Here is a 15,280-nt window from a genome sequence, read left to right as displayed (position 1 = left end):
ATGAAAAGCCGCCCCCGCGGGTTTCACCCGGCGAGGACGGCTTCACATCGATGGATAAGGCCTTAGCGGCGTTCCAGAAGGCGGCAGATCTCTTCCAGCTGGTCGAGCGTCTTGTAGGAAATCTTGACGAAACCGCCTGTGGTCTTGTGGCTGACGGAGACATCGAGCCCCAGCGCATCAGACAGCGACTTTTCAAGCGCCAGTGTATCGGCATCCTTGTTGTCACGAACCTTCGGCCCAGCCAAGCCGGGATTTTCCTGCGCCTTGATGTCGTTCTGCGCCAGCCGCTCGGTGTCACGCACCGACATGCCCTTGGCGACGACCGCTCTTGCCAGCATGACAGGGTTGGAGGTCGGGATCAGGGCGCGCGCGTGGCCCGCGGAGAGTGTCCCGGAGGAGAGCATGTCGCGAACTTCGTCCGGCAGCTTCAGCAAGCGGAGGCTGTTCGCCACGTGACTGCGGCTTTTGCCGATGATTTCACCGAGATCGTTCTGCGTATAGCCATGTTCCGCGATCAGCTGCTCGTAACCCAGCGCTTCTTCGAGCGGATTGAGATCAGAACGCTGAACGTTCTCGACAATCGCCAGTTCCAGCGCCGTGCGGTCATCCACATCACGGACAATCACCGGGATCTCGGCAAAGCCGGCCAGCTGCGCGGCACGCCACCGGCGTTCGCCGGCGATAATCTCGAACTGGCCAGACCCGATCGTCCGCACGACGACGGGCTGAACGATGCCGTGCTGGCGAATGGACGAGGCCAGTTCCTGCAGCTCGGCCTCATCAAAGGTGCGGCGCGGGTTGCGCGGGTTGCGCACGACATGCTCTATCGGCACCTGCCGGTCGGCGCTGATGCGGCTTGCAGTCGCACCCGTTGCGCCCATCGGCAGAGGCTGGTCCATTTCACCAATCAAAGCCGCGAGGCCGCGACCGAGGCGGCGTTTCGAATGATCTTCTTCCATCGCGAGACTATTACACCTCCGTTACAATTACGCTGCGAGGCGCTGGCGCTCTCTCTGAATGACCTCTGATGCCAATTGCAGGTAAGCCTGGCTTCCCGCGCATTTAAGATCATAGAGAATCGCCGGCTTTCCGTAAGACGGCGCTTCGGAAACGCGCACGTTGCGCGGTATCAGCGTGTGGTAGACCTTTTCACCGAGATGCGTCCGCACATCATTGACGACCTGCTGAGCCAGATTGTTACGGGCATCAAACATCGTCAGGACGATGCCTTGGATATCCAGCTGCGGGTTCACGGTTGAGCGAATTTGTGAAACAGTTTCAAGAAGTTGGCTCAAACCCTCAAGCGCAAAGAACTCGCACTGAAGGGGAACCAGCACCGAATGCGCGGCAGCCATGGCATTCATCGTCAGAAGGTTGAAGCTCGGCGGGCAGTCGACCAGGATATAGGAATATTCGAATGCCTGGGTCGAGATCAGCGCCTTGCGAAGACGGAAAACACGGTCGCTCGCCTGGGAGATTTCCATCTCGATACCAAGCAGGTCCATCGTCGACGGAATGATATGCAGATTGGGAACGGCCGTCTCCTGCACCGTATCGGCGACAGAATGGGTTCCCATCAGAAGGTCATAGGATGAGTGCTCGCGATTCTTGCGACCGATGCCGAGGCCGGTGCTCGCATTGCCCTGCGGATCGAGGTCCACAATCAGCACCTTCTCACCAATCGCCGCGAGTGCCGTTGCAAGATTAATCGCGGTGGTCGTCTTCCCGACCCCACCTTTTTGATTTGCAACGGTTATGATCCGATTTCGAAAGCCGTTCATCGCCATTTTCAAGTCCCGCTCACAGCCTGGGCGTCAGATTCGAGATCTCAAGAATGACTGATTCCGCTTCGATCTGACTTTGATGTCTTATCAGATCGAAGCTCCAGGTGCTATGTGCGTGTTCGATCTCCCGCGCGTAATCCCGACCTTTATGCAGATAGAGCCGCGTTGATGGGGACCGCTCCACCCATGGAGAGGCATAATTGAAGAGAACAGACAGATCAGCGAGTGCACGCGCCGAAATCGCCGCGCATTCTGGTATATCTTGCGGCGCTTCCTCAATACGAACCGCATGAACCGACGCCCTCGCGCCGGTCTGCAGGATGGCGTTCCGGAGGAAGGACGCCTTCTTGTTGTTGCTCTCGACCAGGTGAACCCAGCCATCCCCCAACTCGGAAAGCAAAATGCCAGTAATAATGCCGGGAAAGCCGCCGCCGCTTCCCAAATCAACCCAAGTCACAGGGTGCGGGTTCAAGGCAAAGAGCTGCGCGCTATCCGATATATGGCGACTCCACAAGTCACCGGCCGTTGACGGCGCAACCAGATTGATTGCCTTTGCCCACTTGCGAAAGAGGTCCGCGAAAGCCGAAAGCTTCTCGTTGGTTTCACGTGAAACACGCAATCCGTCTATTTGAAGCGGCTGACTCTTCATCATTGCAACCCCACCTTCAGCTGGCCGAACGACTCAGAACGCTTCCGCAGATGAACGAGGATAAGGGCCAGGGCAGCCGGTGTAATTCCCTCGATGGCTGACGCCTGCGCGATATTTAAAGGTCTGATTCTATTAAGTTTTTGCAACAGTTCGTTCGACAGGCCGGAAATACCTTCGAACGAAAAACCCTCAGGTATCTCGCGTGCTTCATCCCGACGGATGTCTGCAATCGTCGCAGTCTGTCGATCCATATAGACCGCATAGCCCGCTTCAATCTTCAATGCTTCCTTCGCTCTCGCATCAATGCCAGCCAATTCCGGCCAGACTTTTTCAGCGTCGGGGAAGTCAAAGTCGGTTCTGGCGAGCAATTCATACGCGCTACGCCGAATACCATCCTTGTTCAGCGTAAGGCCGTGGGTTTCTGCCTCGTTCGGCGTAAGCGTACGGCTGCTCAACTCAGTCCGCCCATTCTCCAACGCACTTTCAAACCGGGAGAACCGCTCTTTCCGAGCTTCACCGCAAATGCCTACAGAAATGGCCAGAGGCGTGAGGCGCTGGTCGGCATTATCCGCCCGGAGCGACAGCCGATATTCGGCGCGCGACGTGAACATGCGATAGGGCTCGGTCACACCAAAGGTAATCAGGTCGTCAATCATCACGCCAATATACGAGTCCGTTCGGCTGAACCGCACCGGTTCCCGGCCAACTGCATGCATGGCCGCGTTTAGGCCCGCAACAAGCCCTTGCGCGCCGGCTTCTTCATAGCCGGTGGTGCCGTTGATCTGACCGGCGAGGAACAGACCGGAGACCTGCCGAACCGATAGACGGTGGTCCAGCTGGGTGGGGTCTACAAAGTCATACTCGATGGCGTATCCAGGCTGAAGGATCTTCACGTCCTCAAGACCCGGAATGCTGCGGATAAACGCGTCCTGGACCTCCGCGGGCAGCGAGGTGGATATACCATTGGGATATACCGTATTGTCGTTCAGTCCCTCGGGCTCGAGGAATATCTGGTGGCCGTCCCTGTCTCCAAATCGAACAATCTTGTCTTCAATTGAGGGACAATAGCGCGGCCCCACACCCTTGATCTCGCCCGAATACATCGCCGAACGATGGATGTTCTCGCGGATGAGCCGATGTGTCTCCTCCGTTGTCCGCGTGACGCCGCAGGCAATCTGCGGATTGGTGATTGCATCGGTCATAAAGGAAAACGGCACAAGCTCTGAATCGGCCTCCTGCGTGCCGATCTGATCCCAGGCGATCGTTCTGCCATCGAGCCTCGCCGGCGTACCCGTCTTCAGGCGCCCGAGCCGGATACCATGGCTCTCGAAGCGACCAGAAAGGCCAACACTTGGGGCTTCCCCCATGCGACCAGCCGGCGTCTTTTCGTTTCCGATGTGAATCAATCCCCTCAGGAATGTCCCCGTCGTGATCACGACAGAGCTCGCGATGATTCTTCGACCATCTGCCGTCACCACACCCTGAACCACGCTACCGTCCATGATGAGATCGAAGGCATCGCCTTCGATCATCGTCAGCCCCGAAGTATCCGTAATCGCGGCCTGCATATGGGTCTTGTAGAGCGCCCGATCCGCCTGGGTGCGCGGACCGCGAACAGCTGGACCCTTTTTGCGATTGAGCAGTCGAAACTGAATGCCCGCCAGATCAGCGATGCGGCCCATCAATCCATCCAGCGCATCGATTTCACGCACGAGATGCCCCTTGCCGAGGCCGCCGATCGCAGGATTGCAGGACATGGTCCCGATCGTATCGGCCCGATGCGTCAGAAGAACCGTCGCGGCACCGGCGCGGGCGGACGCAGACGCGGCTTCGCAGCCGGCATGTCCTCCACCAATGACTATTACATCGAAATCGAGATCCATCATCGTTTCGTTCCTGAATCGATAGTTGCAGCGCAGCAGGTTGGTCTATTTGCCAACGCAAAATTGCGAAAATATGAGGCCCAGCAGTGCGTCTGGCGTGACACGTCCCGTCAGATGCGACAGTTCGTCCGAAGCCGCACGCATCAACTCGGCTCTCACTTCAAGCGGCAGATCAACGGATTCATGCGCCTCACGCAATGCCGCAGCTGCCGTCCCGACATGGTTTCGATGCCGAATCAAAAGCGGTGTCAGAAACTGTCCGCCTCGTATCGCGTCGGTCGCACGGGCCGAGATTTGTTTCAGGAGTGAATCGACCCCTTCGCCCGTTACCGTTGATAGCGATACATGACCAGTATCGTCGAGAGCCAAATTCCGGTCGGCCTTCGACCGAACCATAACGACGTCGCCTGTACCACGCGGCATCCAAGAGCTCTCTGTCGACTCAATGGCGCCAGTTTCAGAAAGATAGAGGACAAGGTCGGCCGCATCAATGGTGGCGCGCGCGCGCTGAATACCGATCCGTTCAACCGGGTCGTCCGTGTGCCTCAGACCTGCCGTATCAAAGAGGACAATCTTGAGGCCATCCAGATCGAGATCGACCGAAAGCACGTCGCGGGTCGTTCCCGCAATATCCGTCACAATCGCCACATCACGCTGGGCAAGATAGTTCAGCAGGCTCGACTTGCCCGCATTCGGAGGACCTGCAATCGCAACCCGATATCCGTCGCGAACGATTTCAGCCGTGTGGTCGGAGAGGGCAGCCTCCATCTCGTGCGCGAGACCTTTGACATCCTTCCAAACCTGTTCGGACACCGAACCGGGGATGTCACCCTCATCGGCAAAATCCAGTTCGGCTTCGATGAGCGCACGCGACTGCGACAGACGGCTCATCCAGGCCTCATAGCGGCGTGACAGATGACCATCTGCAAGATATTTGGCGAGCCGCCTTTGGGCCTGGGTCTCCGCCTGAACCAGTTCCGCAAGGCCTTCCGCCTCGACCAGATCCATCTTGCCATTGTCGAATGCGCGCCGCGCAAACTCGCCGGCCTCGGCCTGACGCAAACCCGGCATTGCACCGAGCGCCTCAAGGATCGCAGCCACTATGGCGCGACCACCATGGACCTGCAGTTCGGCGCAATCTTCGCCCGTGAAGGAGGCCGGCGCCTGGAAGAAGAGGACTAGCCCGCGATCCAGTTCTTCAGCATCACGTCCACGCACCGTCATCAGCGTCGCGACCCGTAGCGCAGGTACCCTGCCGCAGAGCGCATGAAGGGCATCCTTGGTCGCCGGACCCGACACGCGAACGACCGCAACGCCGGCCGGGAGACCGCCGCTCGAGAGCGCGAAGATGGTATCGTTTGCTGCCATTCGTTCGTTCGTCAATCGCCCGCGGGCATGGTCTTTTGTCTCGATCGGCCCGGCCAGCTTGAGTTCGCCCGGGTTTCTGGGGTCAAAACGCAAAAGAGTCAATCGAGGCAGTGACCGCGATTGACTCTCGAAAATTCGAATCCGGATATTGAAAAATCAGGTATTCATCGATTCGAAGAAGTCGCCATTGTTCTTGGTCTGCTTCAGCTTGTCGATGAGGAACTCGATCGCGTCCGTGGTGCCCATCGGGGCGAGAATCCGGCGAAGGACGAAGATCTTCTGAAGATCCTGGCGAGGCACCAGCAGGTCTTCCTTACGCGTACCGGACTTGAGGATATCCATCGCAGGGAAGATCCGCTTGTCCGCAACCTTGCGGTCAAGCACGATTTCCGAGTTGCCGGTACCCTTGAATTCTTCAAAGATCACTTCATCCATGCGGCTGCCGGTATCGATGAGCGCCGTCGCGATGATTGTCAGCGAGCCGCCTTCTTCGATATTGCGGGCTGCACCGAAGAAGCGCTTCGGGCGCTGGAGCGCGTTTGCGTCCACACCGCCCGTCAGGACCTTGCCGGACGAGGGAACGACCGTGTTGTAGGCGCGGCCAAGGCGCGTGATCGAATCGAGCAGGATGACAACGTCGCGGCCGTGCTCGACAAGGCGCTTAGCCTTCTCGATCACCATTTCGGCGACCTGCACATGTCGCGTCGCTGGTTCGTCGAAGGTCGAGGAAACGACTTCGCCACGCACCGAGCGCTGCATGTCGGTCACTTCTTCCGGACGTTCGTCGATCAGCAGAACGATCAGATAGCATTCTGGATGGTTTGCCGTGATCGAATGCGCGATGTTCTGGAGCAGAACCGTCTTACCCGTGCGCGGCGGCGCCACGATCAGCGCGCGCTGACCCTTGCCGAGCGGAGCCACGAGATCGATGACGCGAGGGGACAGATCCTTGGAGGTCGGAACCTCCAGCTCCATCTTGAAGCGCTCGTTCGGATAAAGCGGAGTCAGGTTGTCGAAGTGAACCTTGTGGCGGATCTTCTCCGGGTCTTCAAAATTGATCGTGTTGACCTTGAGAAGCGCGAAATAGCGTTCGCCTTCCTTCGGACCACGGATCGGGCCTTCCACCGTGTCGCCGGTCTTCAGCGAGAAGCGGCGGATCTGCGAGGGCGAAATGTAGATGTCGTCCGGCCCCGGCAGGTAGTTGGCATTCGCAGAGCGGAGGAAGCCGAAGCCATCCTGCAACACTTCCACGACGCCTTCGCCGATGATCTCCACCTCCTGCGTGGCCAGAACCTTCAGGATGGCAAACATCAATTCCTGTTTGCGCATCGTGCTTGCGTTCTCGACCTCCAGCGACTCTGCAAAGGCGAGCAGATCGGTTGGGGTCTTGTTCTTAAGCTCCTGAAGCTTCATTTCAGCCATGAAAAACCACACGTATAAAAGGGGGGAACCGGACGGTACGATATGCGGATGCCAGACGTGTTCGTCCGGCTCTGAGCCCGTCACCTCGGAAGAGATGCGCGGAAAATAGCGCTTCGCTGCCTCACCCGCAAGGGGGCGCGGGGAAATTGGCGAGAAATCACGCGAAAGGCTTCACGATAACGAGAATAACGATGACGATCATCAAAAGCGTCGGCACCTCGTTCATCAGCCGCCAGTGACGCGCAGTGCCGATCCGATCATCCGCCCCGAATCGCCGCACCGCTTTTGCCATGTAGCCATGGGCCGCGGAAAGAGCCAGAACAGCCGCAAGCTTCATGTGCAGCCATCCGCCGTGAAAGCCGTAAATCTCGATCGCCATCCAGAGGCCGAAAATCCAGCTCAACACCATGGCCGGCGTCATGATGATCGACATCAGCCGCCGCTCCATGACCTTGAACGTTTCCGAAGCCGCGGAGCCGACCGCATGGTCGAGGTGGTAGATGAAAAGCCGCGGCATGTACAACAGGCCGGCCATCCATGAGATCACGGCAATCACATGCAAAGCCTTGACCCACAGATAGCGGTTCTGCTCGTCGGCCATGAAGAGGGCAAGCCCCGCGGCCAGAAAGACCGCGAGCGCAACACCAGCTCGCAAGGCAACTGCACGACCTGACGGCTTCCTCATCTCGCTCAAGCTGCACCTCCGCGGACCCGATTGACGAGACGCGTCACATTGTCCGGATCAGCCTGGGGTGTGATGCCGTGGCCGAGATTGAAAATCAGCGGACCTGATCCCAGCGCCTGAAGGATCGCATCGATCCCCTCATCGAGGGCCCTTCCGCCTGCGACAACGCGCATGGGGTCGAGATTTCCCTGAACCGCGCCCTCCTTCTGCAACTCCCGTGCAAACGAAAGCGGCACCGACCAGTCGAGCCCGATCGCATCGGCGCGCGTATCTTCGCGGTAGGATTTCAGAAGATAGCCAGCGCCTTTCGCAAAGGCGATGATCTTTGCCCCCGGCCGTGCGGCACGAACATTGTCGATGATCCGGCGCACCGGACGCGCAGCAAAGCGTTCAAACTCCGCTTCACCTAGAACACCCGCCCAGGAATCGAAAATCTGCACGGCATCCGCTCCACTGTCGATCTGCCGGATCAGATACTCGGCCGAAAGATCGGCGATATGATCGAGGAGCTTTCCGAAGGCTTCGGGATAGCGGTACGCAAACAGCCGGGCCGGCGCCTGGTCCGGCGTGCCATGACCGGCGATCAGATAGGTTGCGATCGTCCAGGGCGCACCACAGAAACCGAGGAGGGTGGTTTCAGCCGGCAATTCCGCCCGCAGACGTCTGACAGTCTCGTAGACCGGATCAAGCTTGTGTCCGAGCTCGGTCCTCGTCACGGCATCAATTTCGTCAACGCTCAAGGGATCAAGCTGCGGCCCGCTTCCTTCTTCAAAGCGAACATGCCGACCGATCGCATCAGGGATAACCAGAATATCGGAGAACAGGATCGCTGCGTCAAAGGCGTAGCGTCGGATCGGCTGCAGCGTTACCTCGACTGCGTAATCGGGTGTGTAACAGAGATCGAGGAAACTTCCTGCCTTGGCCCGCGTTTCCCTGTACTCGGGCAAATAGCGTCCTGCCTGACGCATGAGCCAGACGGGGGGAGGAGAGACGGTCTTTCCCTCCAAGACGTCAATCACCTTACGGCGCGTGTCTGTAACCACCCTCTTCTCCAATCTAAAAAATCTATTCTTAAAGAGCTTCTATTTCTTAGAGTCTGTGAGGATCAAGGATTAAAATCGACGCAGGTCTTGTCCACTGATCGCAGCGACGCGACGAAAGGCGTGAAAGATTTCGTGCTCGGATTGGGAAAACGAGGGGACGTTTCGATTCAGACAGGATTCAGAAACGCTTGGCCTGAATCTGGCGTGATCCGTCTCTGTGGATAAATGCCGTATAACGCAGTCACTGAAGAGGGTTCTCCACAGTTCCAAAAATCTGTCTGAAAACGGTTCCCAAAAATGCCAAATGTGGAAAAGTCGGCGGTTACCCACAGGGCTCCCGGGTCGGCTCTAGACCGGGGCTGCTTTTCCCATCTTATCAACAGATGCCACGAATTATCGGGGATAGGTGATGGAAACGCTTGCTCATCACAGAATCACCCTTGGGGCGACTGCACCTCTCACATTAGCGGCCAATTGCTAACGGATGATTAACGGGGCCGGGTTTTGGGCCGCTCCAACAGTCTCTGTTGTCAATCGACCGTGCCAATGCGAGAAAGCGGCAACTCGATTGCTGCAATAAAAGTGAAGCCGAAACCCATGACTAAAGAAGCCCCGCTGATTCTCGCCTCCGGCTCACCTTTTCGCAAGCAGTTGATGGACGCTGCAGGGCTGATATTTGCGGCCGAACCGGCCTCCATTGATGAACGGGAAATTGAAGCGCCTCTCGCTGCTGCGGGTGCGTCGGCAGAAAGCATCGCCTTGGCCTTGGCCAAGGCCAAGGCATCAGAGGTGGCAGGACGTCATTCAGCTTCGTTCGTTATCGGGTCGGATCAGGTCATGTCGATGGACGGCCGCCTGTTTCACAAATGCACCTCCGTGGAGATGGCACGCGATCAGCTTCGGTCCATGCGTGGTCGAACCCATCGGCTTTCGAGCGCCATATCGATCGTTCGCGATGACAGGGAAGTCTGGAGCCATGTCTCGGTCGCCGATATGACCTTTCGCAATTTCAGCGATGCCTTTCTCGACGACTATATAGAGAGGGCCGGACCCAAGGTCTTGCTGACGGTCGGCGCCTACAGTTATGAAGGTCTCGGACAACAACTGTTCGAGAAGGTTGAGGGCGACTTCTTCACCATCATCGGCCTGCCGATGCTGCCGTTGCTTGCGGCTCTCAGAGATCTCGCCATCATCCCTCGCTGATTCACGTGAAACATTAACCATGCACGCATTCGTCGCCGGCCACCCGATCAAGCATTCGAAGTCACCGTTGATCCATGGGACCTGGCTGAAGCGCCACGGTCTCGAAGGCACCTATCGCGCCGTCGACGTGGCGCCTGAAGATTTCGAGGCCTTCATGGCCAGCCTCAAGGCACCAGCCTCGGAATTTGTCGGCGGCAATATCACGATACCCCACAAGGAGCGGGCCTTCGCGCTCGCCGATGAAGTCGATGAAACAGCCGATTACATTGGCGCCGCCAACACGCTCTGGCGCGAAGACGGTCGATTGAAGGCGACGAACACCGACGCCTATGGATTTGCCGCAAACCTGGATGAGAAAAGCCCCGGCTGGGAGACGCTCGAAACGGCGGTGGTCTATGGCGCCGGCGGTGCGAGCCGCGCCGTCATCGTGGCACTCGTCCAGCGCGGTTTCCGCACGGTCCATGTTCTGAACCGGACGACGGAAAAGGCAAAGGCGCTTGCGGATCGCTTCGGCGCGACAGTGCAGGCTCATGGTCTTCAAACCCTCGATGAGGTGCTTCAGGGTGCCGGCCTCTTCGTCAACACGACCTCGTTGGGGCTTGAGGATGACGCGGTCCCGCAGATTGATTTCACCGGAATGCGCCAAGGTGCACTCGTCACCGATATCGTCTACGTGCCCCTCAAGACAGCCTTCCTTGAACAGGCGGAAGCACAAGGCATCGCAACGGCGGATGGTCTCGGCATGCTTCTCCATCAGGCGGTTCCCGGCTTCGAAAAATGGTTCGGCGTCCGCCCGGTGGTCGACAGGGAATTGCGCGACATTGTCGAAGCCGCGATGGGAGTGCGCTGATGTTCGTCCTCGGGCTGACAGGTTCGATCGGCATGGGAAAGTCGACGACCGCGGACATGTTCCGGGCGGAGGGCATTCCCGTCAACGATGCGGATGCCGTCGTTCATGCGCTTTATGCGGCGGAGGCTGTGGCGCCCATCGAAGCCGCATTCCCTGGCACCACGGCCGATGGCAAGGTCGACCGCACGAAACTTGCAGCCCATCTCGCAGCCCATCCCGCCGACTTCAAGACCCTCGAAGCCATCGTTCATCCGCTCGCGCGTTCCAAGGAACTGCAGTTTCGTGAAACGTCGATTGCAGATGGCCACGACATCGCGGTGCTCGATATTCCGCTTCTGTTTGAAACAGGCGGCGAGGGGCGTGTCGATGCGGTCGTCGTGGTGACCTGCGCGCCTGAGATCCAGCGCGCCCGCGTTCTGGCCCGACCGGGAATGACGGTGGATAAGTTCGAAATGATCCTGTCCCGTCAGCTGCCCGATAGCGAAAAGCGGGCCCGGGCCGACTATATTGTCGAGACTGGTGAAGGGCTGGAAAAGGCCCGTGCGCAAGTTCGCGACATTCTCGCCGACATCAGGGCGCGGCGTCTCACATAATCAGGCAGGAACGAAATGCGGGAAATCATCTTCGATACGGAAACCACCGGCCTTGATTCGCGCGAGGACCGCATCATCGAAATCGGCGGCATCGAACTCGACAATCATTTCCCGACCGGCCGCACGCTGCATCTCTATATCAACCCGGCTGATCGCAAGGTTCATCCGGACGCGCTTGCGGTCCATGGCATCACGGACGAGTTTCTCAAAGACAAGCCGGCCTTTGCCGATGTGGCGGAGGAGATCCTGAATTTCTTCGAAGGCGCGAAGTGGATTGCCCATAACGCGACCTTCGACATGGGCTTCGTCAATGCGGAACTGGGCCGCCTCGGCCTCCCGCCGATTGCGCCATCCGAAGTCATCGACACGCTGTCGCTTGCTCGTCGCAAGCATCCGATGGGCCCGAACTCGCTCGACGCACTCTGCAGGCGTTACGGGATCGACAACTCCCATCGCGCCAAGCACGGCGCACTTCTCGACTCCGAACTCCTGGCCGAAGTCTATATCGAGATGATCGGTGGCCGTCAGGCGGCACTGGGTCTTGCCGGTCCCGGCCAAACGACGGTCGAGGAAAACGAAGCGGCGGGTGTGATCGTGGCAGGCAGGCCGAAGCCTCTGGCTGATCGTGTTACGGAAACGGAGCGCCAGGCGCATGACGCCATGGTCGCAAAAATTGGCGGCAAGGCACTCTGGTCGCGCTATCAGTAATCGGACGCGCCATGTCGTTCCAAAAAAAAAGCCCGGGCTTGGACCCGGGCTTTCTTGTTTCGCGTCGTGAAACGAAAAATCAGTTCGTGTTGGCGCTGACCTTGGCGCGGGCCTGTTCTTCGGCCATGCGCTGCGAGAACATCTGCGCGAAGTCGATCGGATCGACGAGGAGCGGCGGGAAGCCACCGTTGCGCGTCACGTCAGCAATGATCTGACGGGCGAACGGGAAGAGCAGGCGCGGGCACTCGATGAAGAGGATCGGCAGCATGTGTTCCTGCGGGAAGCCGGCGATGCGGAAAACGCCGCCATAGGCAAGCTCTGCATGGAAGAGCGCCTTGTCGCCAACCTTGGCTTCAGCCGTCAGCGTGAGGAGAACGTCGAAGTCGTCGCCGCCGAGCGGGTTGGCATTGACGTTGACATTGATGTTGATGTCCGGAGCCTTGTCACGGGCCTGCAGCGACTGCGGCGCGCCCGGATTTTCGAAGGAAAGGTCCTTCGTGTACTGGGCGAGAATGTTGAGCGAAGGAGCCTGTCCTGCGCCGTTCTGGTTTGCTTCGTTAGACATATCTGCTCCTCAGGGCAAAAACGATGTTGCCGCGATCTAACATTTCCAAGGGGGGCTTACAACCCTGTGGCCCGAGGCCGGTCGGGGATCGGCATCAGTCGATCCGGCGGTTCCAGGGCGAGTTGGGGTTCTGTTCGCGGCGGTAGTCGTCGGCGTCCAGATCGATCACGTCGCCTTCCGGATCGTTCGGACGTCCACCCTCAAAGGGTGAACCAGGTCCACGGCTTGCGGTCCGGAAAACGCCGGAGACGACGATCCTGTCCTTGACCAGCAGCCAGGCAGCATCGCGCACGGCGGGGATGAAGAGGAGCAGGCCAAGCACATCGGTGACAAAACCCGGCGTCAGCAGGAAAAGCCCGGCAAGCACGATCATCGCGCCATGGATCATCTCACGCGCCGGCAGCTGCCCAGCGTCGAGCTCGCGCGACAGCTTGCGCAGCACGCCAATGCCCTGGATCCGCAAAAGGATGCCGCCGACGGCAGACGAGAGAAAAATAAGCCCGATCACCGGCAGCACGCCGATATAGCGGCCGACGATGATGAAGACCGCAATTTCCAGAAGCGGCAGCACGACCAGTGCCAGGGGAAGGATCGAAAATCGCATGTCAGGCGCCTTTATTGCCGCTGGAACTGTCGAAGCGACATCTAGCGTTTGAATAGCTGTGGTTTGAAGACTATATGATCTCAAGAGATAAATGAGAAACTGGTTTATAGGCCAATGGGTTCAAACGACATCGTCACGATTTTTTTCCTCGTTGCGGCAGTGGTTATTTTCATTCAGCTGCGCAACGTGCTGGGGAGAAGAACGGGCAACGAGAAGCCGCCGCACGATCCCTACGCACGCCGCGATACGGCCGAGGTTCGGCCGACAACTGAAAAGGCCGCACCTGTTGCGGTCGGTCGCGAGGCCGGCGAGCCGGTCAATCCCTATGGTTCGGCTGATGCGTTCACGGCCGCCGGCAGCGATCTGAACAAGGGCATCCGTTCGGTCATTGATGCCGACGCCAGCTTCAATCCGGCAGAATTCATGAAGGGCGCCCGCGCCGCTTATGAAATGATCGTCATGGCCTTTGCCGAAGGCGATCGCAATTCGCTGAAGAACCTTCTGTCGCGCGAGGTCTACGAGGGCTTCGAAACGGCGATCAAGGATCGCGAAGTGAAGGGCGAGCGGATGAACTCGACCTTTGTCGGCATCAGCAAGGCAGACATGCTGAGCGCTGTCGTCAGAGGTTCGGAAGCCTTGGTCACCGTGCGCATCGTCAGCCAGCTGATTTCTGCGACCTATGACAAGCAGGGCGCGCTGATCGACGGGCATCCGGAAGAAGTGGCCGAGGTCAAGGATATTTGGACCTTTGCCCGCGATACCCGCTCGCGCGACCCGAACTGGAAGCTCGTCGGCACCGAATCGGAGCAGTAATGACGCCCGGTTTCTCGCTCGAAAGACGCGGCTTCAACGATCTGGCCGGGTGGGGCGGGGACGACCCTCGGGAACTCATTGCAGCGCTGCGGCGATGCCGCAGGCATATTCTGGAAAAGAAGCCCTATCGCACTGGCGCCCTCGGCATAAAGGCCGAGGAACTCCTGCCGGCCATGGATGTCGCAGAGGCGCTGGGCGGAGCCTCTTCCGCCGAAGCCGCCCGCGCCTTCTTCGAAGCTCATTTCGTCCCCTTTTTCATTCGTCGCGATGATGGCGGAAGCGGCTTTGTAACCGCGTTCTATGAGCCGGACGTCGAGGTGTCGGACACGCCTGATGCGACATGGCGTTACCCCTTCTATCGCCGGCCTGATGATCTGATCGACCTTGACGACCAGAACCGTCCGGCTTCGCTCGATCGCTCCTACATGTTCGGGCGTCTGCAGGACGGCGTGATTTCCGAATATGCCGACCGCAAGGCGATCGATCTGGGCCATCTCGATGGGCGCGGACTGGAGATCGCCTGGGCGCGATCGAAGGCGGATGTCTTCTTTGCACATGTGCAGGGCGCAGCGCGGCTGAGCTTTCGCGACGGATCGGTCACGCGTGTGACCTATGCCGCCAAGGCCGGTCATCCCTTCACGGGCATTGGCCGCCATCTTGTCGAAACGGGTGAAATCGATCCGGCAGAAATCTCCATGGGCGCGATCCGCGACTGGCTGGCCCGCAATCCCGACCGGGCTGACGAGACCTATTGGCGCAACCGCTCCTATATCTTCTTCCGCGAGGAAGAGATCGGTGATCCGTCTCTTGGACCCGTGGCCGCTGCCAAGGTGCAGATGACGCCCGGCAGATCGCTCGCCGTCGACCGCAGCATCCACACCTTCGGCTGTCCCTTTTATATCGAGAGCGAAAGCCTGACGCGACTGGACGAGGGCAAACCTTTCCGTCGCCTCATGCTGGCGCTCGACACCGGCTCTGCGATCCTGGGGCCGGCACGCGGCGATATCTTTACCGGCTCGGGTGCCGAGGCCGGCGACCTTGCGGGTGCGGTCCGCAACGACGCCAACTTCTTCATCCTCGTCCCCAAAGCGGCGGCGGAGCGCTGCTGAG

Annotated in this window: 16 protein-coding genes; 6 read left to right on the top strand and 10 right to left on the bottom strand. The window is 59.0% G+C overall.

From position 1 onward, the window contains the following. Nucleotides 1-62: 62 nt before the first annotated feature. The 8 genes from LQK84_RS17175 to hemE all read right to left on the bottom strand — a co-directional run bounded on the left by LQK84_RS17175 (nt 63) and on the right by hemE (nt 8,834). Nucleotides 63-959 (bottom strand): ParB/RepB/Spo0J family partition protein, encoded by an 897-nt coding sequence (locus LQK84_RS17175; RefSeq protein WP_230829953.1) that lies wholly within the window; start codon nt 957-959, stop codon nt 63-65. 27 nt (nt 960-986) lie between these two features. After that, nucleotides 987-1,781 carry a ParA family protein gene (locus LQK84_RS17170; RefSeq protein WP_230830069.1) on the bottom strand — a complete coding sequence of 265 codons (795 nt, stop codon included), beginning with the start codon at nt 1,779-1,781 and terminating at the stop codon, nt 987-989. 19 nt (nt 1,782-1,800) lie between these two features. Continuing rightward, complete coding sequence (gene rsmG, locus LQK84_RS17165) at nt 1,801-2,433, bottom strand: 16S rRNA (guanine(527)-N(7))-methyltransferase RsmG (RefSeq protein ID WP_230830068.1); 633 nt, start codon at nt 2,431-2,433, stop codon at nt 1,801-1,803. Beyond that, the gene (gene mnmG / locus LQK84_RS17160; protein WP_230829952.1) at nt 2,433-4,319 is read right to left on the bottom strand and encodes a tRNA uridine-5-carboxymethylaminomethyl(34) synthesis enzyme MnmG; all 1,887 of its coding nucleotides are present in this window, start codon (nt 4,317-4,319) and stop codon (nt 2,433-2,435) included. The genes rsmG and mnmG overlap by 1 nt, the downstream gene beginning before the upstream one ends. A 42-nt stretch (nt 4,320-4,361) precedes the next feature. Further along, a complete protein-coding gene (gene mnmE / locus LQK84_RS17155; protein WP_230829951.1) occupies nt 4,362-5,684 on the bottom strand; it encodes a tRNA uridine-5-carboxymethylaminomethyl(34) synthesis GTPase MnmE in 1,323 nt (440 codons plus the stop codon). A gap of 156 nt (nt 5,685-5,840) precedes the next feature. Beyond that, a complete protein-coding gene (gene rho / locus LQK84_RS17150) occupies nt 5,841-7,106 on the bottom strand; it encodes a transcription termination factor Rho (protein ID WP_230829950.1) in 1,266 nt (421 codons plus the stop codon). A 157-nt stretch (nt 7,107-7,263) separates the two neighbouring features. Then, the gene (gene hemJ / locus LQK84_RS17145) at nt 7,264-7,791 is read right to left on the bottom strand and encodes a protoporphyrinogen oxidase HemJ (RefSeq protein WP_230830067.1); all 528 of its coding nucleotides are present in this window, start codon (nt 7,789-7,791) and stop codon (nt 7,264-7,266) included. Nucleotides 7,792-7,796: 5 nt separating this feature from the next. Next, entirely contained in the window at nt 7,797-8,834 is a 1,038-nt protein-coding gene (gene hemE, locus LQK84_RS17140; RefSeq protein ID WP_230829949.1) for a uroporphyrinogen decarboxylase, read from the bottom strand. Nucleotides 8,835-9,431: 597 nt separating this feature from the next. Here hemE and LQK84_RS17135 point away from each other — a divergent pair. From LQK84_RS17135 to dnaQ, 4 genes are read left to right on the top strand one after another with little or no spacing between them, the layout of a single operon-like run. Further along, a complete protein-coding gene (locus LQK84_RS17135) occupies nt 9,432-10,037 on the top strand; it encodes a Maf family nucleotide pyrophosphatase (protein ID WP_230829948.1) in 606 nt (201 codons plus the stop codon). Nucleotides 10,038-10,056: 19 nt separating this feature from the next. Then, nucleotides 10,057-10,887 carry a shikimate dehydrogenase gene (locus LQK84_RS17130; protein WP_230829947.1) on the top strand — a complete coding sequence of 277 codons (831 nt, stop codon included), beginning with the start codon at nt 10,057-10,059 and terminating at the stop codon, nt 10,885-10,887. Then, nucleotides 10,887-11,480 (top strand): dephospho-CoA kinase, encoded by a 594-nt coding sequence (gene coaE, locus LQK84_RS17125; protein WP_230829946.1) that lies wholly within the window; start codon nt 10,887-10,889, stop codon nt 11,478-11,480. Before LQK84_RS17130 ends, coaE begins: the two co-directional genes overlap by 1 nt. A 15-nt stretch (nt 11,481-11,495) precedes the next feature. Next, the gene (gene dnaQ / locus LQK84_RS17120) at nt 11,496-12,188 is read left to right on the top strand and encodes a DNA polymerase III subunit epsilon (RefSeq protein ID WP_230829945.1); all 693 of its coding nucleotides are present in this window, start codon (nt 11,496-11,498) and stop codon (nt 12,186-12,188) included. A gap of 79 nt (nt 12,189-12,267) precedes the next feature. On the opposite strand, the gene secB is transcribed toward dnaQ, so the two are convergent. Together secB and LQK84_RS17110 are read right to left on the bottom strand one after the other, a co-directional pair. Next, entirely contained in the window at nt 12,268-12,753 is a 486-nt protein-coding gene (secB, locus tag LQK84_RS17115) for a protein-export chaperone SecB (RefSeq protein ID WP_230829944.1), read from the bottom strand. A gap of 94 nt (nt 12,754-12,847) precedes the next feature. Next, complete coding sequence (locus tag LQK84_RS17110; RefSeq protein WP_230829943.1) at nt 12,848-13,357, bottom strand: FxsA family protein; 510 nt, start codon at nt 13,355-13,357, stop codon at nt 12,848-12,850. 114 nt (nt 13,358-13,471) lie between these two features. Here LQK84_RS17110 and LQK84_RS17105 point away from each other — a divergent pair, with 114 nt between their 5' ends. Together LQK84_RS17105 and mltA are read left to right on the top strand one after the other, a co-directional pair. Beyond that, complete coding sequence (locus LQK84_RS17105; RefSeq protein WP_230829942.1) at nt 13,472-14,170, top strand: Tim44/TimA family putative adaptor protein; 699 nt, start codon at nt 13,472-13,474, stop codon at nt 14,168-14,170. Further along, nucleotides 14,170-15,279, top strand: coding sequence for a murein transglycosylase A (gene mltA / locus LQK84_RS17100; RefSeq protein WP_230829941.1), 1,110 nt, complete (start codon nt 14,170-14,172; stop codon nt 15,277-15,279). Before LQK84_RS17105 ends, mltA begins: the two co-directional genes overlap by 1 nt. The last annotated feature ends 1 nt before the right edge of the window (nt 15,280 follow it).

Source organism: Rhizobium sp. C4 (genome assembly GCF_021026315.1).
Taxonomy (GTDB): Bacteria; Pseudomonadota; Alphaproteobacteria; order Rhizobiales; family Rhizobiaceae; genus Ensifer_A.
This window is presented reverse-complemented; position numbering and strand designations above follow the sequence as displayed.